General features: G+C 48.6%; 21 protein-coding genes. 18 read left to right on the top strand and 3 right to left on the bottom strand.

Features of this window, described 5'->3' with window-relative positions; translation table 11 throughout:
* The first annotated feature begins 145 nt into the window (after window positions 1–145).
* Entirely contained in the window at window positions 146–634 is a 489-nt protein-coding gene (locus PMI05_RS11635) for a PaaI family thioesterase (protein ID WP_007721471.1), read from the top strand.
* 47 nt (window positions 635–681) lie between these two features.
* On the opposite strand, the gene PMI05_RS11630 is transcribed toward PMI05_RS11635, so the two are convergent.
* The gene (locus PMI05_RS11630; RefSeq protein WP_007721469.1) at window positions 682–1059 is read right to left on the bottom strand and encodes a hypothetical protein; all 378 of its coding nucleotides are present in this window, start codon (window positions 1057–1059) and stop codon (window positions 682–684) included.
* 112 nt (window positions 1060–1171) lie between these two features.
* Here PMI05_RS11630 and PMI05_RS11625 point away from each other — a divergent pair, with 112 nt between their 5' ends.
* The 6 genes from PMI05_RS11625 (at window position 1172) to PMI05_RS11600 (ending at window position 5444) form a co-directional block, all read left to right on the top strand.
* Window positions 1172–1948: an inositol monophosphatase gene (locus PMI05_RS11625; RefSeq protein ID WP_007721467.1), complete on the top strand. Its 777-nt coding sequence runs from the start codon at window positions 1172–1174 to the stop codon at window positions 1946–1948.
* A 145-nt stretch (window positions 1949–2093) separates the two neighbouring features.
* Window positions 2094–2540 (top strand): hypothetical protein, encoded by a 447-nt coding sequence (locus tag PMI05_RS11620; protein ID WP_007721465.1) that lies wholly within the window; start codon window positions 2094–2096, stop codon window positions 2538–2540.
* A gap of 11 nt (window positions 2541–2551) precedes the next feature.
* Window positions 2552–2812, top strand: coding sequence for a hypothetical protein (locus PMI05_RS11615; RefSeq protein WP_007721463.1), 261 nt, complete (start codon window positions 2552–2554; stop codon window positions 2810–2812).
* 10 nt (window positions 2813–2822) lie between these two features.
* Window positions 2823–4064: a glutathionylspermidine synthase family protein gene (locus tag PMI05_RS11610; protein ID WP_007721461.1), complete on the top strand. Its 1242-nt coding sequence runs from the start codon at window positions 2823–2825 to the stop codon at window positions 4062–4064.
* A 21-nt stretch (window positions 4065–4085) separates the two neighbouring features.
* Window positions 4086–4523 (top strand): DUF350 domain-containing protein, encoded by a 438-nt coding sequence (locus PMI05_RS11605; RefSeq protein WP_007721459.1) that lies wholly within the window; start codon window positions 4086–4088, stop codon window positions 4521–4523.
* Window positions 4524–4670: 147 nt separating this feature from the next.
* Window positions 4671–5444, top strand: coding sequence for a potassium channel family protein (locus tag PMI05_RS11600; RefSeq protein WP_007721457.1), 774 nt, complete (start codon window positions 4671–4673; stop codon window positions 5442–5444).
* Window positions 5445–5520: 76 nt separating this feature from the next.
* On the opposite strand, the gene PMI05_RS11595 is transcribed toward PMI05_RS11600, so the two are convergent.
* Window positions 5521–6402, bottom strand: coding sequence for a LysR family transcriptional regulator (locus tag PMI05_RS11595; RefSeq protein WP_007721456.1), 882 nt, complete (start codon window positions 6400–6402; stop codon window positions 5521–5523).
* A 148-nt stretch (window positions 6403–6550) separates the two neighbouring features.
* On the opposite strand from PMI05_RS11595, the gene PMI05_RS11590 reads away from it, so the two are divergent.
* The 9 genes from PMI05_RS11590 to cysC all read left to right on the top strand — a co-directional run bounded on the left by PMI05_RS11590 (window position 6551) and on the right by cysC (window position 15193).
* On the top strand, window positions 6551–7309 hold the full coding sequence (locus PMI05_RS11590) for an arylamine N-acetyltransferase (RefSeq protein WP_007721454.1): 759 nt from the start codon (window positions 6551–6553) through the stop codon (window positions 7307–7309).
* A 26-nt stretch (window positions 7310–7335) separates the two neighbouring features.
* Window positions 7336–8229 (top strand): alpha/beta hydrolase, encoded by an 894-nt coding sequence (locus PMI05_RS11585; RefSeq protein WP_007721451.1) that lies wholly within the window; start codon window positions 7336–7338, stop codon window positions 8227–8229.
* Window positions 8230–8386: 157 nt separating this feature from the next.
* Window positions 8387–9199, top strand: coding sequence for a sirohydrochlorin chelatase (locus PMI05_RS11580; protein ID WP_007721449.1), 813 nt, complete (start codon window positions 8387–8389; stop codon window positions 9197–9199).
* A complete protein-coding gene (locus PMI05_RS11575; protein ID WP_007721447.1) occupies window positions 9165–10781 on the top strand; it encodes a nitrite/sulfite reductase in 1617 nt (538 codons plus the stop codon). The genes PMI05_RS11580 and PMI05_RS11575 overlap by 35 nt, the downstream gene beginning before the upstream one ends.
* 37 nt (window positions 10782–10818) lie before the next feature.
* Window positions 10819–11058 carry a DUF3906 family protein gene (locus PMI05_RS11570; protein WP_007721445.1) on the top strand — a complete coding sequence of 80 codons (240 nt, stop codon included), beginning with the start codon at window positions 10819–10821 and terminating at the stop codon, window positions 11056–11058.
* Between the two features lie 56 nt (window positions 11059–11114).
* The gene (gene cobA, locus PMI05_RS11565; RefSeq protein ID WP_007721443.1) at window positions 11115–12635 is read left to right on the top strand and encodes a uroporphyrinogen-III C-methyltransferase; all 1521 of its coding nucleotides are present in this window, start codon (window positions 11115–11117) and stop codon (window positions 12633–12635) included.
* 15 nt (window positions 12636–12650) lie between these two features.
* On the top strand, window positions 12651–13367 hold the full coding sequence (locus PMI05_RS11560; RefSeq protein ID WP_007721441.1) for a phosphoadenylyl-sulfate reductase: 717 nt from the start codon (window positions 12651–12653) through the stop codon (window positions 13365–13367).
* A 41-nt stretch (window positions 13368–13408) separates the two neighbouring features.
* Complete coding sequence (gene sat, locus PMI05_RS11555; RefSeq protein WP_007721439.1) at window positions 13409–14548, top strand: sulfate adenylyltransferase; 1140 nt, start codon at window positions 13409–13411, stop codon at window positions 14546–14548.
* Between the two features lie 39 nt (window positions 14549–14587).
* Window positions 14588–15193 carry an adenylyl-sulfate kinase gene (gene cysC, locus PMI05_RS11550; RefSeq protein WP_007721437.1) on the top strand — a complete coding sequence of 202 codons (606 nt, stop codon included), beginning with the start codon at window positions 14588–14590 and terminating at the stop codon, window positions 15191–15193.
* A gap of 64 nt (window positions 15194–15257) precedes the next feature.
* On the opposite strand, the gene PMI05_RS11545 is transcribed toward cysC, so the two are convergent.
* On the bottom strand, window positions 15258–16532 hold the full coding sequence (locus PMI05_RS11545) for a hypothetical protein (RefSeq protein ID WP_007721434.1): 1275 nt from the start codon (window positions 16530–16532) through the stop codon (window positions 15258–15260).
* Between the two features lie 169 nt (window positions 16533–16701).
* On the opposite strand from PMI05_RS11545, the gene PMI05_RS11540 reads away from it, so the two are divergent.
* Window positions 16702–19653, top strand: coding sequence for a DNA translocase FtsK (locus tag PMI05_RS11540; RefSeq protein WP_007721432.1), 2952 nt, complete (start codon window positions 16702–16704; stop codon window positions 19651–19653).
* Window positions 19654–19764: 111 nt separating this feature from the next.
* Entirely contained in the window at window positions 19765–20160 is a 396-nt protein-coding gene (locus tag PMI05_RS11535; protein ID WP_007721428.1) for a hypothetical protein, read from the top strand.
* Window positions 20161–20192 lie beyond the last annotated feature (32 nt).

Below are 20192 nucleotides of genomic sequence, written 5' to 3'. Positions count from 1 at the left end.
ACAACTGTAAAAGTCTGAACATTTGCTCAGTCTCGAATGGTTCAGACAACTGGTCTCGATTGCCATACGCTTAGGAATCATAGCGAAATCAGCTTGTTTGGGATAAAATAGAAGAATCGATTCTATTTCGGTTGGAGTGAACAAAATGTTAGATGAGTTAAAAAACATCTGGGCGGACGGGAATGACGAGGAGCGCCGCATTCTCGAGCTGGCTGTTGCTGCAATTCACCAGAAGCGGGAACGGAATAGCGCGTTTATCTCTGGGTTTCTTGGATTAAAGGGAGACTTCATAGACGGGGAAAGACAGTCGTATCGCTTCGAATTGCCTCTGACCCCTTTTATGCACAATTCAGGGCGAGTTGTTCATGGAGGAATTCTTGCGACCTTGATCGATTCAGCGATGGGCTCCTTGATCAATCGGTCCTTGCCACCAAATCAGTATGCAGTGACGACAGAGCTGAAGGTCAATTATTTGCTTCCGGGAATAGGGGATCGGCTGCGCGCAGAAGCGAGCTTTTTGCATCGCGGACATACGTTGGTCGTCATGGAGGGCAGTGTCTATGATGATCGGGACAGACGGATCGCCCATGGTACAGGAACGTTCATTGTGCTATCCAGAAATGATCGGAAATAAAAAGCCCTCGCTCCACACCAAAAAGGTGAGAGCGAGGGGTGACGGTGCTATTTGATGACAACGAGACCGCTGTATTCCGAAATATAAGTGAGCATTTTGGTGGAAAGCGGCACGATAAACTCCATGTTTTCTTTTTCGACGATACCGGATCGCGAAACAATCCGCGCCCATTTGGCGGTCAGCTTATAGTAATCGGAACCAAATGAGGCATGAATTGTCTCACTCTGATGCCGAAACGTGATAGGGCTAGCGCCCAGCTTCATCGGAACCATGCTGATGATATCCTGCAAAAACAAATGGTAGGTCATGTGTGGCTTGAAAAAAATGAGCTCCTTTGTGGTGACAGAGAAGCCGTAGCTATTGTTCATTTGGGTGAATTTGAGTTCACCTTCCATATTTTTCAGCCGAATGAAGTCGGTGTTCATCTTTATCCCCCTCCTTCGGGTGTCTTTCTATGATAGTAATCTTTCCTATACAAGTGCAAGTGGAAGGTTGTTCAAAAAGGTTGTTCCAAACGTAATAAAGGAGCGAAATGACATGATCGAAATTGCAAAAGAAGCAGCAAGTGTCGCGGGTGCGTTTTTGAAGGAACGTTTTCTCGAACAGCTCGTGCCCGATGAGGAATTACATAACGATGTGAAGCTGCCAGAGGATAAAGGCAGTGAAAAACGCATCATCGAGGTCCTGCATCGCCACTTCCCGACACATACCATTTTTTCTGAAGAAGTCGGAATGGTTTCCCGCGAGGAAGAGTATCTGTGGATTATCGATCCTTTAGATGGAACGAATAACTATTTTATTGGCTATCCGTATTTCTCGATCTCGATCGCGTTGCAGCACAAGGGTGAGCTGGTGCTGGGCGTCGTCTACAATCCGGTAGCGGGTCAAATGTTTTGGGCGGAAAAAGGAAAAGGTGCCTATTTGAACGGAAAACGATTGAATGTTAATAACCGCCAAGACCTCACACGTGCAGTCGGTACGTACATCCGTGGGCGCGACACGGTAACGAAGGAAGAAGAGATGGCGTTTACGGAACCGTTTGTATTCCAGACCAAGCGTCTCATGCGAAATATTGCGCCTGCACTGGACTGGTGCTTGTTGGCAAACGGATGGCTCGATTATATCGTGATGCAACGATCCAATATTATGGATGTGGCCGCCGGAATTGTTATCGCCCAGGAGGCGGGTGCAACGATTACAGACTGGTCTGGAAAACCGTATCAGCATGAGCCATTCCAACAAGATCACACTCCTTCATTAGTGGCGAGTAACGGACATTTGCATGAAACGATTCGCAGTATGATTCGACAGTAACGGGTACAAAAGAAGTAGGACTTATGTAGCGGTTTATGGCTCTTCTGGATTTCTTTGCATTTATTGGCAACCAAATGTTTCGATGCACGTATAAAATTGTTGCGAATGATTTGTTATTCTGTGATAGGTAAAAGAGGTGAGAAAAATGGCACGAATGGAATATCGACTGCTAGATGAGGCGAAGGGATTCCCTGTTCAGTTCTACTACGACAACGTGAACAAAGATGAGGTCTCCTTGCGTTTCGCTTGCGATTATTTGGTGAAGGGGCATGTCGTTTATGAAAAGACGTCCTGTGCAATCGAAAACGGCACGTATGTCATTTACGTCAAGCGCTCAACAGATGAGCAAGCTGTCGATTACGCGGAGGCTGTGACTGCACGCTGGGGCAGCATCCAGATCGAAATGCGTGAATATCACGAAAATGCAGGCGTTTATCCGCTCGTACACACGTTTTATTTCAAGGACGATGACGATGCTCTCTTGCATTTGCAAAGCGACTATTTGTACGTGAATGGACGCGAATGGGAGAAGACATCGGCCGAGGTGGATGAGGATCGGCAGGTTTATGTTTACTACGCGAAGCCAGTGTAGGAGGAAGAAAAATGGCACAAACGAAATCGAAGAAAGTAGTCGGTCTGTTCGTCGCAGCTGCACTTGCTATCAGCGGCTGTTCTTCCGGGGACGACTATGATGATGATTGCTACGACAACGACAATGACGGCTATTGTGATGAGAGCAGTAGCAGTGGGGGTTCGAGCTCTACTTACAGGTCTTACAAGAGCAAATCTGGAGTATCGAGTGGGATAAGCACGAGCAGCTCCAAGGGCGGTATCGGCAGCTCGGGCTATTCCAGCTCCGGGTGAGGTGAGGGAAGTGGAAGACCATAACCGACGAGAACGAGAAGCGCTGTACGGCCCGATCCGGGAAGAGGGTGTATTTACCTGGGATTGGATGTATGGCGAGGAATATGCTCTTTATGATATCCACCTGATCACTCCCGCCTTTCGCGAGGAAATCGCGAAGGCAACCGAGCGACTTGGGCAAATCTTTACCAAAGTCGTTCCAGTATTGCAGCGTGCAGAAGACTCCCTGTTGTTGGAACTAGGAGTGCCAAAGCAGGCTTTGCAGGCAGTCAGGATCGTCGTTTCCCAAACAGTGCCAACTGTGATTGGACGCTTTGATTTTGCCCAGACGACAGAAGGATTGAAGATGCTTGAGTGCAACAGCGATACCCCTACAGGAATCGTCGAGGCTTTTTATGTGAACGGTCGTGCTTGTCGCCATTTCCTGCGGGAGGACCCGAATGAAGGGATGGAGCGGCAGTTGCGTTCAGCGTTCAGCAAGGTGGTCGACGCATATCGGGCGCAAGGCTATGATACGGATTCGGTCTGGTTTAGCTCGCTCGACTGGCATGAGGAAGACAAGGGAACGACAGTGTACTTACTGAACCAATCGGGACTGTCTGCTCGGTTTGCCGCTTTGGATGATTTGCGTGTTTGGCAAGATCGTCTCTATGTAAAGGAGAATGAGGAGCTACTGCCAGTCGATGTGCTGTACCGTCTGCATGCTTTGGAAAAGCTAGCGGTAGAACAGGATGAAGATGGCTATCCGACTGGTGAGCATGTGCTTTCGTTGATTGCACAAAAAAAGCTGGCCATTATTAATCCTCCTTCTGCGTTTCTCATTCAGACGAAGGCTTTGCAGGCGCTCATCTGGAACTTGCATGAGGCGAATGAGTTTTTTACCGAAGAGGAGCACGCGATCATCGAAGCTTACATGCTGCCGACTTATTTTGAAAATCGGTTTGCAGGCAAGGAGGACTACGTCACGAAGCCGATTTTTGGGCGGGAAGGTGGCGGTGTCACGCTGTTTGCATCAGATGGTACGCTGCAAGAGAAGGATCAGGAAGAGTTTTACTGGGAGCAGCCGATGATTTATCAGAAACGGGTAGAGCTTCCACAGATAACGGTTCAGACGATGAAGGGAGCGTATGCTGGACGGCTGCTCTGGGGGTCCTTTTGGATCGGCACAGAGGCATCAGCAATTGTAGCTCGTGTCGGGGGACCGATTACAAACAACCTATCTTATTATTTGCCGATCGGCATAGACAAGTAGCGAAAGGAGAGGACAACTTACATGTTGGGACAATTGGATTACGTATTAAACTTTTTAGCGTATTTGGCAGTGACCATTCCGATATTGGCTGTGGGTATTTTTGTGTTTACAATCACGACTCCTTACAAGGAGTTTGATCTGATCAAGCAGGGAGCACAGACTGATGATCCGAAGAAAATGGCAGCGGCAAAAGCAGCCGCGCACGATTTGGGAGGGAAAATCATCGGTTTGGCAATCGTCCTCGCTTCGGCTGTATATCACTCTGTTAACTTGTGGGATTTGGTCATCTGGGGTATTGTAGGAATGGTATTTCAAGTCATCATTTTTTATTTGTTCGAATGGGTCACACCATTTAAAGTCGTGTCTGAAATTCCGAACGGGAACGTATCCGTCGGTATTTTCGCTTCGCGGTTGAGTATTGCAGCGGGCTTGCTGATGGCTGCGCTGATCAGCTACTAAGCATGGAAAGAGGCGTTCACCTTCGAAGTCTGGTGCTCATGTAGGTTCTCTACATTTGGCTCCTCCCGCTTCAGGTTCTCGCCTCTTTTTCGATGCGAAACAGATCATATTTTGAACAGGCACTTATGAGCACAGGGAGGAGTCTTTTTGTTCTGGCGCGTCATGTATGAGATTTTTATCATTATGCTAGTGATTACGTATGCGATCCTGTTGTTTGCAGACTTCTCTAATCACCCTCTGCTGACTGATGAACTGATGGACAAGGTAGACAATGGGCTGATCATCATGCTGATTGCCGAGTATTTGTTCCGGCTATGGAGGGCGAAAGACAAGCGAAAATTCGTTTTTGCCAACTGGTTCGATCTGATCGCAATGATTCCATTGGACTCGTATTTGTATTTAGCCAGAATCATGCGTGTGCTTCGGCTGGTGCGCATCGTGCGTGCTTCGCCGTTTTTGCTGGGAATCATTCGATCAGGCCCGATGCGTCAAGTATTTGGTGTGGTCACGATCATCATGCTGTGGAGCTCGACTGCTATTTATTTGCTTGAATACGGTGTAAATGAGAACATCAAAAGCTTCTCGGATGCGTTGTGGTGGTCGATTGTGACAACCACGACAGTCGGCTACGGTGATATTTCGCCTGTGACGTCAGGTGGAAGGATCATGGCGACGATCTTGATGATAACGGGTATCGGAATGCTGGGAGCTTTGACGGCGAATTTTGCTACGCATTGGACAGAGACACATGAAAGCAAAAGCCAGGATAAGAAAGATCGCTTAACCGAAGAGATCAAAAAGCAGACGATCACAAATATACAGCAGATTGAAAACTTGACCGAGCACGAGTATGAGACGCTCAAAGAAAGTATGGATTTGCTTTATCGTCGAACGAGGAAAAAGAGTGAGGAAAAAGAGTGAGGAATAAGGGGAGAGCTGTCAGGCATTAGACCTGGCAGCTTTTTTCGTGTGAGTGCCTCGAACGCAGGATACACACTTATTGTTTTGCTTGAGCATAATGCTGCACTACGAATTCACGAAAAGCCTGTGCAGCAAGTGACAAGTAGTGTTTTTCATGCCACAACAAATGAGGAGTCCATTGGCAAACAGGCTCCTCAATATGAAGGAGCGTAAGCGGTGGCAATTCCTTTTTGGCGTCGATGGGGATAAAAGCAACACCAAGACCAGCTCGTACCAAGCCGCTGATGGCGGCAGGTTCGTCCCCTTCACATACGATATTGGGTATAAAACCAGCCTCTCGACAGAAAGCGTCAGTAATTTCACGGAAGCTGTACCCCGGTTTTAGACTGATGAACGGATCGTTTGCTACTTCACTGAGATGGATACGCTTGCGGCCTGCGAGACGATGTGTACTCGGCACAGCCAGTACGATCTCTTCCGTCAATAAGGATAGATTACAGATTCCCGGCCGATCAATCGAGGAAGAAGTGAGGCAAAAGTCGATTTCCCCTTTTTCGAGCAGTTGAACCTTCAATTCCTCTGTAGTTGCTTGGGTAATGCGAAAGCTGATGTGAGGATATAAGGATAGAAAAGGTGCTAGCAATTCAGATACTCGATTCAAGGTTGTTGTAGCCAACAAAACACTTCCACGTTCCAATCCAGCCAGGTCTGAAATTTCGCGTTTCCCATCTTCTAATGCCCCAAGAGCTATATCTACCTTTTTGAGAAAAGCTTTTCCGAAAACATTCAGGCGGATTTGTCGCCCGACACGATCAAATAACGGTACCCCTAATTCTTCCTCCAAACGTGCGATGGTAACACTGAGAGCTGGTTGGGCTATGCGGAGCTCCTGTGCTGCTTTTGTCATATGTTCCGTACGAGCAACTGCTTGAAAATACTTGAGTTGGAGCAATTCCATCTTACGTTTCCACCTCATATTGATATATTCAGGGTTATTAATATGATAATTAAATATATATTTTTATTTATCAATGATCAACCTTACAATGAAAATACGAATCAAAACATTATAAACAATTAAGTATATAAATGGAGGTAAGAGATAGATGGACACCCAAAAATATTTAGAACGTATTCAGGCGCAGAGCCAAAGTGAGCTGAATCTCGCTTTTTTGTCCCATCTTCAAAAACAGCATGTGCTCAACGTTCACTTTGAGAATCTCGACATTCTTGCAAGTAAACCTCTCTCTTTGCGTGAAGAGGATCTATATCAAAAAATTGTCCACGCAGAGAAGGGCGGCGTGTGCTACGAGTTAAACGGAATCTTTTATTTTTTGCTAAAGGAATTGGGTTTTGAGCCTTACCTGATGGCAGGAACCGTCTACGTAGGAAATGGAGTCTGGGCTCTCGAAAACGCCCATATGTTCAACATCGTACCGCTGGATAACAAGCCATACTTGGTGGATGTAGGATTTGGCGGTAATTCACCACGGCTACCTGTTCCACTGAGTGGAGATGAAGTTGTTGATAGTGATGGCATTTACCGCGTCTATAAGAATGAAGCCGATGCACTCTACTACATGCAAAAGAAGACCGATGAGGAGTGGGAAACCCAATATCGTTTTGAAGAGCCCTCCAATCAATGGAACTTTGAAAATATCCATCCAATCTGTGTGCTAACGGAAACATCCCCTGAGTCCATGTTCAACAAAGTGTATTTCCTTTCGAGAGTGACGGAAACGGGGCGTATCACCCTGCTGGGAAACACGTTGATCATCGTCAACGGAAAAGAGAAAACAAAAGAAAAGATGGAAGAACATCAAATTGAGGAAACTGTTCGTCGCTACTTTCAGATCAATATTTGATAAAACAAAGTAGGGAGGGATAATGTTTGACTTTAGATCCACAAGCCAAAAAGTTTCTTGAACAAGGGGGCAATCTTAATACCCTGGCAGGGGAGGAGCACGGCGAAGCAAAAGCCGTATGGAAAGCAGAAGATTTTTATGTCCCTGTAAAGAACGGTGAGATCAAAGTTCGCGTTTATACGCCAAATGAGAAGGATTCATTGCCTGTTTTTGTTTATTTACATGGCGGTGGATGGGTGGCAGGAGATATCGAAGCTGTGGATACCTTGTGCCGTAACATCTCACATGAAGCGGAGTGCGTCGTTGTTTCAGTAGGGTATCGCAAAGCTCCTATGCATAAGTTCCCGATCCCACTTGAGGATTGCTATGAAGCCACCAAATGGGTCGCCGAAAATTATTCGACGCTGAATGCAGATAAAACAAGAATAGCAATTGGCGGAGACAGCGCTGGTGGAAATCTTGCAGCCGCAGTTGCTACCAAGGTACAAAAGTTCAACAATCTCTCGTTCGCGGCTCAAGTATTAGTCTATCCCGTGGTCGATCTTACTTTGACTTTCAAGGCACAGTCATACCGTGACAATGCAGAAGGCTATTTGCTTTCGACGGAGAGCGTTTTCTGGGCAACTCAAACCTATTTACGTGACGAAATTGACAGATATAATTTACTGGCTTCACCTATATTGAACAATGACTTGGAGAATTTACCACCGACCCTGATTATTTCGGCAGAATACGATCCTTTACGAGACGATAATGCGGCATATGCCAAGCGTCTAAAGGAAGCTGGGGTTCCCGTTGAATACAAGTGTTATGAGGGAATGATTCATGGCTTCTTTTGGATGGCAGGGATTATGGATAAAGCGGTTCAAGCGCGTACTCAAGTCTCGAATTATTTAAAGGATGTATTTACAAAAAAATAAAAAACTCCACTTTGCAAGCAGCCGCCTGGGTTAAGGCGGCTGCTACTATATTCAAATGAAATATTGATTTTGTTATTGACGAGGCAATCCATCCCAATTATAATTCCGAGTAAACATATATGAATTACTAAATAAGTTTGGATAAGGGGATTATCCGATGGCGAAAACAGCGGTTTTGGTAATTGCTCACGGTTCACCCGATCCTGACTGGTTGGCGTTGGTGGAATCAGCCGTTTGGCAGTGCCGCACTGATTTACCAATTCGGGTAGCTTACTTGGGAGGAGTGGAAGGACGAAGCATCAGCGATGAAGTGAAACGTCTGGAAGCATCAGGAGCGACAACGATTGTCGTCGTGCCGCTATTCGCTACGGCAGGGAGTAATCACGTAGGGGAAATCCGCGCGATGCTTGGACTAGACCCATGGCCGACAGGAGAGACAGACCTGATTCGCGTTCCGGTTCAGGCAAGAATTCTCTGGTGTCCGCCATTGGAGGATCACGGAAACGTCGAGCAGATCGTGGCAGAGCGAATCGCAAGTCTATCACGCTTGCCTAGTCAGGAGGCTTTGTTGCTCGTCGGGCACGGCAGTGACTTGCCTGGATGTCATGAGCGCTGGGAAAAGCTGCTCTTGCGTCTGACATTCCGCTTGCAAAACCGCTATGCATTTGCCGCTGCCGGATATGCGACACTGAGGCCCGATACACTGTACGATCAAGCCTATTTACTGGCGCAAAAAGGGGATGTCCTCGTGCTTCCTTTGTTCGTCAGCCAGGGCTACTTCACGCGACAAGCAATCCCGAAACGACTTGCGGGCTTGGCTTATCGCTATGAGGGCAGTGCGTACTTGCCCCACCCACTGATTGCGGACTGGATGAGCCAATCGATTCGAATGGCATTGGTAACTGACATCTTCACACAAAGGAGCATGTACGAGCATGGCAGAGAGAAAGCAGTGGAAGTGGGCTGCTGATCCTTCCCTCAACAAAATGGAGTTTACGAAGCTGGAAAAAGACGGACTGGATGTCATCGAAACGATCGTAAACACCTATTCCAAAGAAGGCTTCGCATCGATTGAATCTTCTGATATGGATCGATTTAAATGGGCAGGCGTTTATCAGCAGCGACCAAAGGACGGCCACTTCATGATGCGCGTGCGCATACCTGGAGGCATTTTAAACAGTGAACAAGCTCGGGTGCTCGCCAACATAGCGGAAGATTATGGACGTGATCTGGTGGATGTGACCACACGTCAGGCCGTACAATTTCACTGGCTCACGGTAGAATCGCTCGCTGACATTTTTGATCGACTCGCATCGGTAGGACTTTCCTCTTTTGAAGCATGTGGAGACTGCCCGCGGCAAATCATGGGGAACCCACTGGCAGGCATTGATCCTCATGAAGTGCTGGATACGCGTCCCATCGTAGAGGAGGTAGAAAATTTTTTCTTGCTCAATCGAGACTTCTCCAATCTGCCACGCAAGTATAAAATATCGGTTTCTGCCAATATCCATAACGCCGCGCATGCGCAAATCAACGATCTGGCTTTCACTCCGGCCAAAAAAGTTATGGCTGGCGAGGAAGTAATCGGCTTTCATGTATGGGTAGGTGGCGGCTTGTCAGCGAAGCCATACTTGGCGAAGCAACTGGATGTGTTCGTGCGACCAGAAGAAGTCGTCAAAGTAGCGGCAGGTGTTACGACTTTGTTCCGCGATTTCGGCTACCGTCAAAAACGTACGCATGCACGTCTTAAGTTCTTGGTCGCTGACTGGGGACCGGAAAAGTTCAAGGAACAATTACTGGAGCTGGTGGGCGAGCTTGAGCCGGGTGGTATCGATTTAACCTCGGGCTGGAATGGCGGATATTTTTACGGCATTCACGAGCAGTGCCAAGCAGGACTATACTACGCAGGCTTGTCTGTTCCCGTTGGGCGGATGAATGCAGGGGAGCTAAATGAACTTGCCCGTCTGGCGAACGAATATGGCGATGGGACGATTGGTACCTGTAACACTCAAAATGTCCTGATTCGAAACATTCCCGAAGCGAAGGTCACAGCTTTCCGCAATGAGCCGATGATTGTGAACCGCTTCAAATTGCAGCCCAATACGTTTGTCGGGTATGCCGTATCGTGCACAGGTACGGAATATTGCAATCTGGCTATCGTGGAGACCAAGGAGCGGATGCGTTCGCTGGCTCAATATTTGGATGATACGGTCGTTCTCGAAACGCCACTGCGTATTCATATGATTGGTTGCCCGAATTCTTGCGGTCAGCGACAAATTGCGGATATCGGCCTGCAAGGCGCATTGGTCAAGACATCAAACGGGATGGTAGAGGCGTTTGACATCCACGTAGGCGGGACATTGGAGGAACCGCAATTCAACCGCAAGCTCAACGCGCGGATTACTGTGGATAGACTCGGTCCGTTCCTTGCCCAATTGATCACACTGTACAAGGCAGATCGTCAGGAAGGCGAACCATACTGGCGCTACGTGGAGCGGGTAGGACTTTCCCATATCCAAGCACAGGTTGACGCCATTCTGCAACCAGCGTAATGCTTGTGCGGGTATAGCCAGGTTAGGGGGACATGTCATGGCAGAGGAACAAACAGAGAGCTACCTTTACAAGCTGGAAGCTGTGCTAGAGGAAGGGCGGTTACTGACGGTTGTGGTGATCGCCCAAACGGATGAGCGAGCCTTCTCTTCAGCCGAGAACAATCTCTTGCGACATACGATAGCGCCACCCCGTATCAAAGAGCTGAGCCTGGTGGAAAAGAAGCCGCTCGGACGCCAAGGAGTCGGGTACGTCGTGGAAACCTCAACGTTTGCTTAAATACGGCCAAGACTCTTCCTGTGAAGGAACAAAGCAGCAAGGAGGACGGATTCGTAATGAACACAGGTAGAGTTGTTTTTGTCGGAGCAGGGCCTGGTGACCCAAAGCTGCTGACGATTCGCGGCATGGAGTCGCTTCGTCTAGCGGATGTGATTGTGTACGATCGTCTAGCAAGCCCGCAGCTTCTCTCGTATGCAAAAAAGGGAGCCACACTCATCTATTGCGGGAAAGAGGCCGATCATCATACATTGCCGCAAGAAGAGATCAACCTCCTGCTCATTCGGGAAGCTCAAAAAGGGAAATACGTCGTTCGACTGAAAGGCGGAGATCCGAGCATGTTCGGGCGGGTAGGAGAGGAAGCGCAGATGTGCCGCGACCATTCTATTCCGTTTGAGATCGTCCCAGGGATTACTTCTGGGATGGCGGCTCCGCTCTATGCGGGTATTCCGCTAACGCATCGTGACTACAACTCATCCGTCGCTTTTGTCACCGGTCACTTGTGTGAAAAAAATGCGGGAAAGGAGCCGGACTGGGCTGCCCTCGCCTCGATGGAAACGTTGGTCATCTACATGGGTGTGAAAAATCTGCCTCGCATCAGGGAGCGCCTTCTTGCGCAGGGAAAAGACGCCCTTACGCCCGTTGCTCTCGTGCGCTGGGGGACGGTGCGTGAGCAGGAGACGTTGATCGGCAAGCTTGGAACGATAGATAAGGAAGTAGAGCAGGCCCGGTTTGCCGCACCCGCTATCATTATCGTAGGGGAGGTCGTCCGTCTGCGGGAATCGTTGAACTGGTACGAATCACGCCCCTTGTTCGGACAGCGAGTAGCTGTTGCAAGAAGAGCAAGCGATGAAGGAAATAGCGAGCTCGTGATTGCCTTGGAGCAGTTGGGCGCCGAAGTCATGCCGATTCCTTTGATCGAACGCTGCACGTTTGACACACCATTTACAGCGCTTGCCACTTATCGTTGGCTCGTCTTCGAGAATGAGCAGCAAGTATCCTTTTTTACTTCTGCCTTGCGACAACAGCGTTATGATGTACGACGCTTGACGAGCAAGCTGGCTGTTTGTGGACAACGGGCATTTGAGGCTTTCGAGAAATGGGGGATATATCCGGACTTGGTGCTGGATGAAAGCACATCACTGCTGGCATTCCCTGACCTGCTTGCCTTGGAAAAAGAAGAGCAGGTGCTTTACGTAGGGGCAAGGAAGCCACAAAGGATCACGCTGGACCACGGCAAGGTGATTCAAGTGATCCAAGCGGGCACGGTCGAATGGGATGAGAAGCACCTCGGTGCGAAAGAGGTAGGATTGTCATTTGACTGGCTAGCGACGGGTGACGCCCATACGCTGTCGGCTCTGGCGCAATTCGCTGGAGATGCCTGGTCAAAGACACCGATCGTATGTGTCGGAAAGGAAACAGCAGATGCAGCGAGAGAAATGGGCTGGCAATCCGTAAGCAGCCATACAGATAACGCGATCCGTATAAATGAGCTCATCACGTGGCGTGACCATGCCAAGCGTGGGCAGAGGCTTGTCTTGTCGACGACTGGTTCGCAGGAAGGATCGTACGCTGAATGATCAAGGAGGGGGCACATGAGCCAGCTGAATTATGCGTCAGCTACAGAGGAACAACTCGCTTCCATCAATAATAGTCTCGCAAAGGGCGACACCATAGATGTCATCAAATGGGCCTACAAAACGTTTTCAGATGATTTGATTTATTCTTGTAGCTTTGGGGCCGAGGCCATGGTGCTGCTCGATATGATCAGCGATGTGAAAAAGGATGCCAAGGTCACTTTTTTGGATACCAATCTTCACTTTTCCGAGACGTACAGCTTGATTGAGCAGGTGAGAGCGAGGTATCCGGCATTACGGATAACGGTCAAGCAGCCGGACATCACGCTGGCACAGCAGGCAGACCTCCATGGCGAAGAATTGTGGAGCAAACAGCCGGATATGTGCTGCCATATCCGCAAAGTACAGCCGATGGAAAGTGTGCTGACCGGAGCGGTTGCATGGTTGTCAGGACTACGCAGAGAGCAGTCTGCCACAAGAGCAGATGTCGAGTTTATCAATCGCGATGAAAAATTCCAGTCGCTAAAAATTTGCCCGCTCATTCATTGGAAGTCGGAGGAAGTATGGCAGTACATTCGGGCATTTGAATTGCCGTACAACCCCCTCCACGACCAGAGCTATCCGAGTATCGGCTGTGCTCCTTGTACTCGTCCTGTAAAAGAGGGCGAGGATTCGAGAGCAGGGCGCTGGGGGCAAGCAGGGAAAACGGAATGTGGCCTGCATCTCGCAAGGTAACGAGAAAGAGAAGAACAAACCAAGGATAGGAGGGCTTTTGTATGAGAGGGAAACCTCACGGGGGAGAGCTAGTAAACCGTTTTGATCCACAGGCAGACCTGTCGGTGACTACGCATGAGGTAGAGATAGATACATTTGCACTCGCAGATCTGGAGTTAATCGGGATTGGGGGCTACAGTCCGCTTGAGGGGTTTTTGAATCGGGCGGATTATATTTCTGTCGTAGAGCAGATGCGACTGGCAGATGGTACCGTTTGGAGCATTCCGATCACGCTTCCGGTCTCGACCACTGTCGCAGGTGCCTTGCAGATTGGAGACAAGGTGCGGTTGAGCCATCAAGGTTCGGTCCATGGCATTCTTGCGATCACCGATATTTATTCACCTGACAAGGAGCGAGAAGCTCGGCTCGTCTATGGCACCGATGATACGAATCATCCAGGGGTGAAAAAGCTGCTGGAGCGTCCCGCCGTTTATTTGGCTGGCCCAATTACGTTGGTAAAGCGCACCGAAAAAGGTCGCTTTGCCCGCTATCACTTCGATCCGGCACAAACGAGAGAAAGATTTGCTGAGAAGGGCTGGAAAACGATTGTCGGCTTTCAGACACGCAACCCAGTCCACCGTGCGCATGAATACATCCAGAAATCAGCTCTAGAAATCGTCGACGGTCTCTTTTTGAATCCTCTCGTGGGCGAAACGAAGGCAGATGACATTCCTGCTGATGTGCGGATGAACAGTTATCAGGTATTGCTGGAAAAATACTATCCGGCTACCCGGGTAGAGTTGGCCGTGTTCCCGGCTGCCATGCGTTACGCAGGACCGAGGGAAGCGATTTTTCACGCATTGGTGAGGAAGAATTACGGCTGCACTCATTTTATTGTTGGCCGGGACCACGCGGGTGTTGGCAACTACTACGGGACGTACGATGCCCAGCATATTTTCCGCCAGTTCCAGCCAGAGGAGCTAGGGATTACGCCGTTATTTTTCGAGAACAGTTTTTATTGCAAGAGCTGCGAAAACATGGCTTCTACCAAAACGTGCCCGCATGATAGTGAGCATCATGTTGCGCTGTCCGGGACAAAGGTGAGGGAAATGCTGGCGCGCGGGGAGGCTCCGCCACCTCAATTTAGCCGTCCTGAGGTCGCGCAGGTATTGATCGAAGGGCTGCGACCGGTGTCCGTATAATCGGCTAGAAGAAAGCAGTTGTAAGAGAGGGGAGAGACGATGAGTAGAGAGGGCACCGTGAATATCGTATGGCATCCGACGACGGTAACCAAACAAGACCGTCAGAAGCGTGCAGGCCACAAAAGCTGTGTCTTATGGTTTACGGGGCTGTCTGGTGCTGGCAAATCGACATTGGCCAATGCAGTCGAACACGAACTGCATCAAAGAGGGCTAGCCAGTTACGTACTGGATGGTGACAATATACGTCACGGCTTAAATCGCGGATTGGGGTTTGGGGCAGAGGATAGACAAGAAAATATTCGCCGAATTGGCGAGGTCGCGAAGCTATTCGTAGATGCAGGTGTGATTACCTTGACGGCATTTATCTCTCCCTATCGGGAAGACCGGGAGCTTGCGCGTAATCTGGTAGAGGCGGGAGAATTCATCGAGGTATATGTAAAATGTTCATTGGATGAGTGTGAGCGCCGGGATGTGAAGGGGCTTTACCAAAAAGCGAGAAACGGAGAAATTGGTCAGTTTACGGGGATTTCAGCACCGTATGAAGCGCCTCTTCAAGCGGAACTGGTCATTGAAAGCGACAAGCAGACGATTGAAGAATCTGTCTTGATTGTCCTTACATACCTGGAAGAGCACAAGATTCTCTAGTTTTATGGATAGGTAAAAAAGCACGACGCGAGGGGCGCCGTGCTTTTCTTCGTGAGGAAAAATATTACTTCGTAGTGGTCGCTGCTTCTTCAGCTTCCAGATCCTCAGCCATTTCTTCCATCCATTTTTGTTGATCAACCATGCTTTCAGCGATTGGACGAACAAAGCCTTTGTCGCTAAAGCTGTTGATTGCTTTTTCATCTTTCACCAGCTGTTCTACAGTCAGGCCAGCATCTTTTGCTGGTGCAGTGAACTTGGTTGCTTTTCCGAAGTTGTATGCATATTGATCAGCAGCCAGACCGATTGTTACAGCTTGCTTCATTTCAGGAGCTTGGAAAGTTACGCTCAGATCGCTTGTTTGTTTTACAGGCATTTTGTTGCTGTCGATGTAGAAGTCGAGGTTCCAAGCGAGCTTGTGGAAGCCTTCTTTTTTCATTTCTTCTACGATTTTTTCAGGTGTATATGTTTTGCCTGTTTCATCCAGCCATTTTTTCGCTTCAGCCATGCTCTCGTTGATCATTGCTTCTGCATTTGCACGCTTCTCAGCTTCTGTAGTTTTTGCGCCCATTTCCGGATACAGATCTTCTGTCATGGAAGTAGTCAGTACCATCATATCGACCGCAAAATCTTTCACTTCTTTGCTAGCTACTGCATCGTTAGCTGTGAAGAAGAACATTTTCACCAGTTCTTTTGCGTCGATTTTTACAGTTACGTGAGTCGCTTCTACTTTATCACCGTTTGGCAATGTAACGGATTGTTTACCATGGTTTTTCGCGTCTGCCAATGTATAGCCGTATTTACTTACATACTTTTTCACAAAGTTGAAAGTAAGGTCGTTCATTTTGTCTTGGTATTCTTTCAGCTTCGCAGCGTTAGCAGCATCGGAGCCGCCAAGCTCAGCCATGAAAGGATTGGATGAGTTCGAATCGATTACCAAGTACTTGCTGTCCAGTGGAGACTTCACGTAGACTTTATCTTCGTCAACGATTGTTTCAACAGATGCTTTTTTGTCACCTGTCCAGAGCTTGTTGTCGCGCAGGAGCTTGTCGTCTTTTACTTCTACTTCAAACTTCACAGTGTCCAGATCCAGCTGGGAGCCTTTTACTGTTACGCCTGCTTTCAAAGCGGACAACAACGCTGTACTTTCTTTGTCAGCTGTTTCTCCGAATGCCTCAGGCAATTTCTCAACGTCGCCTGTCAGCTTCAAGGAGCCTTCAAAATCATAGTTTGGCTTGTCAATTGTCGCTACGATAGAATCACGCACCAGGGATGCCTCGCCCGCACAACCGGTCAGCAATATCGTACCTGCTGCCAGAAGGGCGCTACCTTTTTTCCACATGATGTGTTCCTCCCCTATGTATATTATTTTTTATTCCCCCTTTGTTCTACGCACAAATAGAGAAAAGGTTTCGCAAAAACGGAAAAAAATCACAATCCAGCTAATTCTGCCCCATTTTCGTGGTAAGATGAAGGGGAAAAGATGGTTAGTGAAGAAAGGGCGTTGCAACATGTGGTCGTGGCTTCAAAAGCTGATGAACTTTTTTCAGGGAGAAAGAGAAGAAATAGTAGAAGATGGCCGTCCAGCAGGTACCGGTAACCCAATAGGTAATCTCGCTCCCCGTCAGCCTCAGGCGAAAACAAAAAGCATATACCCAAAAGAACGGGTAGACAATCGAGATATAGAAGACAATGTGCGTCAAAGAAGAGAGCGTCAATTTCGTTTTCCAGTTGTCCCGGATAACTATTTGGAGAAGAAGCGTAATCATAGCGTAAATACTGCCGAATCGAATAAACGCAGTCGCCAGCAGGCACCTCGGGAGCGATTCGAACCCAAGCGTGAAACGGTGCGGCCAGCAAATGAACGCGTGCTGGAAACAAAGGCAGAGCCTGTTTTCGAGAAAAAGAAACCTGAGCTTGTCAAGAACAACATCGAGATACCGCAGCGTCCAAACCGTACGCCACAAAAAGAAGCGGAAAAAGTAACGAGACCCGTTTATTCTACTGAGGAAAAGCGTGCCTACCAGCCGTCTGAAATCGTTTCCCCTGTTTATGGGAAGATAACCTCGGCGACGCGGGAGGCAGAGCATCGAATCCATACGACTGCGGGAATCATTTATCCGCGTCTGGAGCAAGAAGAGCATTTGCAGCAGATGAAGCAGTGGGAACAAGAGATTAGCGAGCGGTATTTTCCAGAGGAGGAAGAGACTGCTTCTTTTGAGCAAAATGAACCGCAGCATGTTGTTATTGGAGATGAATCTGTACATAACGAAAGAGAAGAGACTGCTTCGGAGTTTGCTGTGGCAGAAGCTCTTGATTCAGAACGAGAGGTTGCTGCTTCCGTACAAATGGAAGAGACGGTAGCAGAAGAAATAGAAGGAAAAATGATGGATACGGAATCGCAAGCTATGGATCTGCAAGATTCTGATTCTGATGCTTTTGAGCCGAAAGTCGAAGAGACTGTAGCTGAAGAGAATGAAGAAGAAGAGGAATCGGAGTCTATTGGGCAACCAGAACCGACAGACTACTCTCAAACGATGGAAGAGCAGCTAGACCATGAGGAAGCAGAGCATAGACTGATCACTACAAGCAGTGCGGTTGTGCAGGTAGAGAGCGAGAATGATGGCGATAACGTGGAGTCTCCTTCTGTTGGGGAGGAGAATCAAGAAGTCGAAACGGAGCTAGAAAGCGATGGCGTCGAAGAGCCTGCCTATGCATCTGCAATTAGCCGTTTGCTAGAGAGAGCAGAAGTAGATTCACCACAGGAGCTCAGTTCAGCAGGAATGGGTTCGGTTTCCGAAGATACGTCAGAGGAAACAGAGCCAACAGAACCAACAGAACCAGCAGAACCAACTGAGCCTGAATTCATTGCTCAACCAATTGTAGAACCAGTTGCAGAAACCGCACCAGAAACCGTGCCAATCCCTGTTCCTGCTTCATCCGCTGCACAGCCCGTGAACATGTCTCAGGCATCTGTGGCGATGCAGCCTGCGTCAGCTCCGGTAAAAGACTCGTCCAATGAAGCTGACCAAGGAGCAGAGTCAGCACAGCCGCCATACGCCTTGCCGGATTTGGGACTGCTGAATCCGAGTCCACCGGTCAGTGATGACGACGATGAGCATACTCAAATTCAAAAGCTGTTATTGGAAGAGACGCTCGCGAATTTCAACGTCAGCGCTCAGGTCGTAGGGATTGTCAAAGGCCCATCCGTGACACGCTTTGAGTTGCAACCGGCTCCCGGCGTAAAAGTGAACAAGATTACGGGATTGGTTGACGATATCAAGTTGAATTTGGCTGCCAAAGATATTCGTATCGAGGCGCCGATTCCAGGACGCAATGCCATCGGAATCGAAGTCCCGAATATGTCCAGCCAGCCTGTATTAATCGAGAAGATTATCAGCTCAGACAAGTTTCAGGAGCATTCATCTCCTCTGGCGGTCGCACTCGGTATGGACATTGGCGGAGAGCCGATTATTGCGGATATTAAAAAGATGCCGCACGGTTTGATTGCCGGCTCGACAGGCTCGGGTAAAAGTGTCTGCATCAACTCTATCATCGTCAGTCTGCTGTACAAGGCGACTCCTGAGCAGGTGCGGTTGCTCTTGATCGATCCGAAAATGGTAGAGCTCGCCCCTTACAATCATTTGCCGCATCTGGTTACGCCTGTCGTGACAGAGGCCAAGCAGGCAACGGCTTCTCTCAAATGGGCCGTGGAAGAAATGGAGAAGCGCTATGCGCTATTCGTAGATGCGGGTGTTCGCGATATTGACCGCTACAATCAGACGACAGATGATCAGCTGCCTTATATCGTGATCATTATTGATGAGTTGGCTGACCTGATGATGGTCTCGCCGCAAGATGTGGAGGATTGCATTATCCGGATCGCTCAGAAGGCACGTGCTTGCGGTATTCATTTGCTCTTGGCGACACAGCGCCCATCCGTGGATGTCATTACCGGAAACATCAAGGCAAACGTACCGACTCGTCTTGCTTTTGCTGTGTTCTCCCAAGTTGACTCGCGTACGATTCTCGATCAATCTGGGGCAGAACGACTGCTGGGGAGAGGGGACATGCTGTTCCTTGAGAGCGGCACGACCCCGGTTCGTCTGCAAGGGAACTTCGTTTCGGATGACGAGATCGAGCGAATCACACACATGATCAAAAAGCAAAGAAAGCCTGCGTACATTTTCAGCAAAGAAGATTTGGATCAGCAGGTTGCATCGTTTGACAGCGGAGATGACCCGTTGTATCTGGAAGCGCTCGTGTTCGTGGCCGAGCAAGGACAAGCTTCTGCCTCTGGATTGCAACGCCGTTTCCGCGTCGGATATAACCGTGCTGCCCGTCTCATCGAAATGATGGAGGGAGATGGGTACGTCGCAGGACAAAGCGGCGGTAAGGCTCGCGCAGTCCTTATTTCCAAGGAGGACGCACAAGCCGTAGTGGAGGGATCGACACTCCTGTAAAAAACGAGGGTCTTGCATGGAGCAAGGCCCTTTCTACACGGATGAGTTGCCTAAATATTCAGTAAGGTAGTATGCTATAGGATAGATGTGAGATGGAAAGGATCGATGACGATGAATCCGCTGGCGAAAAAGTATCAGGAAATTGACGACAAAATTGTCTTGTTCAATGAAGAGTATTATTTGAGCGTGGAAAAAATCGACATTGCCGCAATGACGTTGGAAAAAAAAGAGTCGCTCTTTAACCAGCTGTATGATTTCGACAGTCCGGACATGGAACTGGAGATCGATGTCTCCGAGGAAGAAAAGGGCGTTTGGTACCTGCAATTGCTCGTACCGCATGTATTGACATTGCCTGAGGCTGCCAAAAGACGCATCGAAAATGGAACCAATCAACTCACCCAGCATTTGAGTGAGCAGGCAGATGGGCTAGTGAGAACGCAATTGCTTGGGGAAGAAATTTATACCTATGTGAAACGGTACAATCCGGATTTGGAGCGTATTGCCTAATAACAAACATCCATCTATCCCACAACGAGGGG

The sequence above is a fragment of the Brevibacillus sp. BC25 genome (assembly GCF_000282075.1).
Lineage (GTDB): Bacteria > Bacillota > Bacilli > Brevibacillales > Brevibacillaceae > Brevibacillus.
Note: the sequence above shows the minus strand (reverse complement) of the source record. Positions and strands in the feature narration are given on the sequence as shown.

Excerpts from the sequence above, each read along its gene's own strand:
- PMI05_RS11635 (WP_007721471.1), top strand. The coding sequence starts at position 146 with ATGTTAGATGAGTTAAAAAACATCTGGGCGGACGGGAATGACGAGGAG.
- PMI05_RS11630 (WP_007721469.1), bottom strand. The coding sequence starts at position 1,059 with ATGAACACCGACTTCATTCGGCTGAAAAATATGGAAGGTGAACTCAAA.
- PMI05_RS11625 (WP_007721467.1), top strand. The coding sequence starts at position 1,172 with ATGATCGAAATTGCAAAAGAAGCAGCAAGTGTCGCGGGTGCGTTTTTG.
- PMI05_RS11620 (WP_007721465.1), top strand. The coding sequence starts at position 2,094 with ATGGCACGAATGGAATATCGACTGCTAGATGAGGCGAAGGGATTCCCT.
- PMI05_RS11615 (WP_007721463.1), top strand. The coding sequence starts at position 2,552 with ATGGCACAAACGAAATCGAAGAAAGTAGTCGGTCTGTTCGTCGCAGCT.
- PMI05_RS11605 (WP_007721459.1), top strand. The coding sequence starts at position 4,086 with ATGTTGGGACAATTGGATTACGTATTAAACTTTTTAGCGTATTTGGCA.
- PMI05_RS11595 (WP_007721456.1), bottom strand. The coding sequence starts at position 6,402 with ATGGAATTGCTCCAACTCAAGTATTTTCAAGCAGTTGCTCGTACGGAA.
- PMI05_RS11590 (WP_007721454.1), top strand. The coding sequence starts at position 6,551 with ATGGACACCCAAAAATATTTAGAACGTATTCAGGCGCAGAGCCAAAGT.
- PMI05_RS11580 (WP_007721449.1), top strand. The coding sequence starts at position 8,387 with ATGGCGAAAACAGCGGTTTTGGTAATTGCTCACGGTTCACCCGATCCT.
- PMI05_RS11575 (WP_007721447.1), top strand. The coding sequence starts at position 9,165 with ATGGCAGAGAGAAAGCAGTGGAAGTGGGCTGCTGATCCTTCCCTCAAC.
- PMI05_RS11570 (WP_007721445.1), top strand. The coding sequence starts at position 10,819 with ATGGCAGAGGAACAAACAGAGAGCTACCTTTACAAGCTGGAAGCTGTG.
- cobA (WP_007721443.1), top strand. The coding sequence starts at position 11,115 with ATGAACACAGGTAGAGTTGTTTTTGTCGGAGCAGGGCCTGGTGACCCA.
- PMI05_RS11560 (WP_007721441.1), top strand. The coding sequence starts at position 12,651 with ATGAGCCAGCTGAATTATGCGTCAGCTACAGAGGAACAACTCGCTTCC.
- sat (WP_007721439.1), top strand. The coding sequence starts at position 13,409 with ATGAGAGGGAAACCTCACGGGGGAGAGCTAGTAAACCGTTTTGATCCA.
- cysC (WP_007721437.1), top strand. The coding sequence starts at position 14,588 with ATGAGTAGAGAGGGCACCGTGAATATCGTATGGCATCCGACGACGGTA.
- PMI05_RS11545 (WP_007721434.1), bottom strand. The coding sequence starts at position 16,532 with ATGTGGAAAAAAGGTAGCGCCCTTCTGGCAGCAGGTACGATATTGCTG.
- PMI05_RS11540 (WP_007721432.1), top strand. The coding sequence starts at position 16,702 with ATGTGGTCGTGGCTTCAAAAGCTGATGAACTTTTTTCAGGGAGAAAGA.
- PMI05_RS11535 (WP_007721428.1), top strand. The coding sequence starts at position 19,765 with ATGAATCCGCTGGCGAAAAAGTATCAGGAAATTGACGACAAAATTGTC.